Annotated in this window: 2 protein-coding genes; both read right to left on the bottom strand. The window is 54.9% G+C overall.

The genetic code is table 11. The features are described 5' to 3' along the window. Positions 1–1,803, bottom strand: a 1,803-nt coding sequence (locus KKD83_06360) for a hypothetical protein (protein ID MBU2535770.1), incomplete at its 3' end; no start/stop codon positions are given. A 559-nt stretch (positions 1,804–2,362) separates the two neighbouring features. After that, on the bottom strand, positions 2,363–2,794 hold the full coding sequence (locus KKD83_06355; GenBank protein ID MBU2535769.1) for a hypothetical protein: 432 nt from the start codon (positions 2,792–2,794) through the stop codon (positions 2,363–2,365). Between the last annotated feature and the right edge of the window lie 211 nt (positions 2,795–3,005).

Below are 3,005 nucleotides of genomic sequence, written 5' to 3'. Positions count from 1 at the left end.
GGACAGGCCGCTGGCGGTAACCACGGTAGCAGCCGCGTCACCAAGCTGCTTGGAAATCTTGGTCCAGGAGCTGTTGCCGTCCGTCGAGTAGGAGACGTAACCGGCAGCACTGCCGGCAATCAACTTGTCCTCGCCGAGGCTGCGTATTGAGTTGACGTTGCCCGCGCCGGCGAAGTCGCAGCTCTTGGAGGAGGCCCAGGTGAAGCCGCTGTTGGTGCTCTTGCTGACCTTCGAGTCAGCGCTCACCGCGGCATAGAGGACGTCGGAGCTCTCCAGGGCCAGGTCCTGCACGTTGTAGCGGCAGGCGCGCTGGAACCACTTGGTGTCTCCACCCTCGCTGCTGTAGTAGAGGGTTGTGCCAGCCGTTTTACCGACGTAAATCGTGTCCGCGTCTTCAGGGGCAATCCTGACGATGTAACCGGTAGTAGCGGCTATGGACAGTACTGACTCCCACGTGGAAGCTTTACGCCAGACGCGGAGGTCGGTGCCGTCGTTGGTGACCAGGTAGAATTTGCTGGCATCCGGGGAGACGGCCATGTCCTCGATGGCGCCAGCACCTATCGGGTGGTCAATCAGGCTGATACCGTTGAAGCTCTTGCCGTTGTCCCTGGAGATGGCGAAGCAGCTGTCGACGCCGGTGGTGCCGGCGAGGACGTCAGCGCCGTTCCAGGCGACGACGGGGTTGGTAGAACCTGTCGGGCTCGGACGCTTCAGAGAAGAGGTGGTGCTGAAGGTTGGGGATGAAGCCAGCGCGTCAGCGGAGCGCCAGATGGCGCTGCCGCCGGCAGCCTGCCCGGCCACCAGGTTCGTGCCGTCATAGGCGATACTGCCAGCGTCATTTCCAGTCCCCGTCTTGAGGGCCTTCACGCTGGTGTCCTTCATGCGGTAGATACCATCACCGGCGGCGACATCGACATCAATGGCGCCAAAGACGACGCGCATCGAGTCATCGCTGCCCAGGTAGTCCGGTGACAGACCGAGGTCGGCTGCACTAAGGGCGGAAAGGCCTACGCCGGTATATACCTGTACCGGGTAGCCGGTGAAGCCGGCACTCGCATTCCACATGCTCTGGTTGAAGCTGTACATCTCCAGGCTAACTTGAGGCGTACCAGGGTCTATGGAAAGGGCGAGCAGGATGAAGTCCGAGGCAAAGTTGGGGGAGAAGGCAATTGCTCTGACATCGGTTGTCGCGGCAAAACCCCAGCCGGTCTTGTCGTTTATCTCGGTCCAGGCCGGTGCCGCGGCGCCGATATTGAAGTACCAGATGTTGCCGAGAGGGCCGGCTTCGATACCAGCGACGGCAACGTAGTGTTTACCGGAGTCTTCTGTGGAAATGGCGATGTCGCGGAGTCCTGTCGCCACGGCTCCGCCAGTTTCCTGGACGGTGCCCAGGCTGCCCCAGCTGGAGCCGCCGTCGGTGGTGACGTAGACCCCGATAGTGTCACCCCAGACCGCTACCATGTTGGCATCGTCGGGGGCAATGGCCACGCCTCGGGGAGTGGTCAGGCCGGTGGGCAGCGTCTTTGACGACCAGGTCGCACCGCCATCGGTTGACTTGTAGAGCTTGGTGTTCTCCACGGAAACAGCCCAGAGCGTGGTCCCATCGGGACCGATGACGAACTCGGTGACGTCACCCTGCGCTGCAGTTGTTTCGTGCAGAATCTTCAGGCCCGTGGTGCCCGGAGTGCCCTCTGTGCCCCAGGCAAGCTCACTCGCCGAAACCGGGGCTGCCGATAGCAGCAGGCTGGCTGCCAGAACGACTACCAGGCCTATACCCCATATTTTAGTTATTTTCTTTTTCATCGACTTTAAATTTTACTCCTTTTTTTGATATACCTATATCTCCACAAACAGAGATATTTCCATAGCTCCCTTTATTTTATGGAGACAAAGATTTCTTTGGGTCTGTTTTTCGAGCTCAAAGCTCGCTCCCCTCGCGGGTCCTGCCATTACATCACCTCCTTTTTTATCAATATCACACCTATAATAAAGGTTAACAAATTATTTGTCAATACATTTTGCCAGAAAATTTACATAAATTGACTATGTTTATATCGCGCTCCGGTTTGTTCTAGGGTTTATACGCTCACTTTTGGCAGTATTGAAAGCGGCATGCGGTAAGAAGAAGGATTTCATTGTTGACCATGTCGCTGGTGTAACTAAAGCCCTTGGTCAATAAACAGCTTCCCAGCTTTCGCAATGTTGTAATTCGATATATGAATAGACTGGTTCCTCGGGTAGGCTAAGATATCATGTACCTGAACGTTGCTGCCACCGACTAATCTGCGATTGGCCTTTGGGCAAACGACCAGTACCTTGGCATCCTAACGTGTTCTGAAAGCCCCTTTACGGCAGATCCGAACTACTCTTTTTTCTTTTGTAGGCGCTTAACACAGCACAATGGGACTTCCACAATCATTTCTCCCCACTCAACTCTTAGCTTGGCTCTTGTTGCTCCCCATCCGAGTACCTTGACCACAGTGCCCACCGGTACAGAACACCTTCTGAATATCAAATACTCTTGACTGTGGTACCTGCGGGCTGACTTCTTGGCATCATATTTCTGTTGGCCCCGCACCCTAATTCGCCTGGCCTGTCGTGGGTGAGCCTTTACCCACCTAGCTACTCTTTGATTATGTGTTATCTTTTGCTGCTCGGACATTCTCAGATAACTGTGCTTCTGGGCTTCGGCGAAAAATTGAGCGTAACATTCGTCAGAGCAGTAGGCCCAGCGATCCTTGGGCAGAGGTCGCTTACATACACGGCAGAGACGGCTGCGAACATATTGGGTCACGATGTATGCAACCTCCGGATCCCATAGCAACTTTTTCTTGCCTGACACCTTCACAACGCTAATTGCACCTTGGCGCCTCAATCTGTATATATACAGTAGGTCACAGTTAGCTTTACGTGCAAGATCGGCCGTTGTAAGGTACGTATGTATCTTAGTTGAACCGTAATGCTTAACTAACCACTGTCTTACTCGTTCCCGGCTAGTGCCAAAG

This window comes from Chloroflexota bacterium, from assembly GCA_018829775.1.
Taxonomy (GTDB): domain Bacteria; phylum Chloroflexota; class Dehalococcoidia; order Dehalococcoidales; family RBG-16-60-22; genus E44-bin89.
Note: the sequence above shows the minus strand (reverse complement) of the source record. Positions and strands in the feature narration are given on the sequence as shown.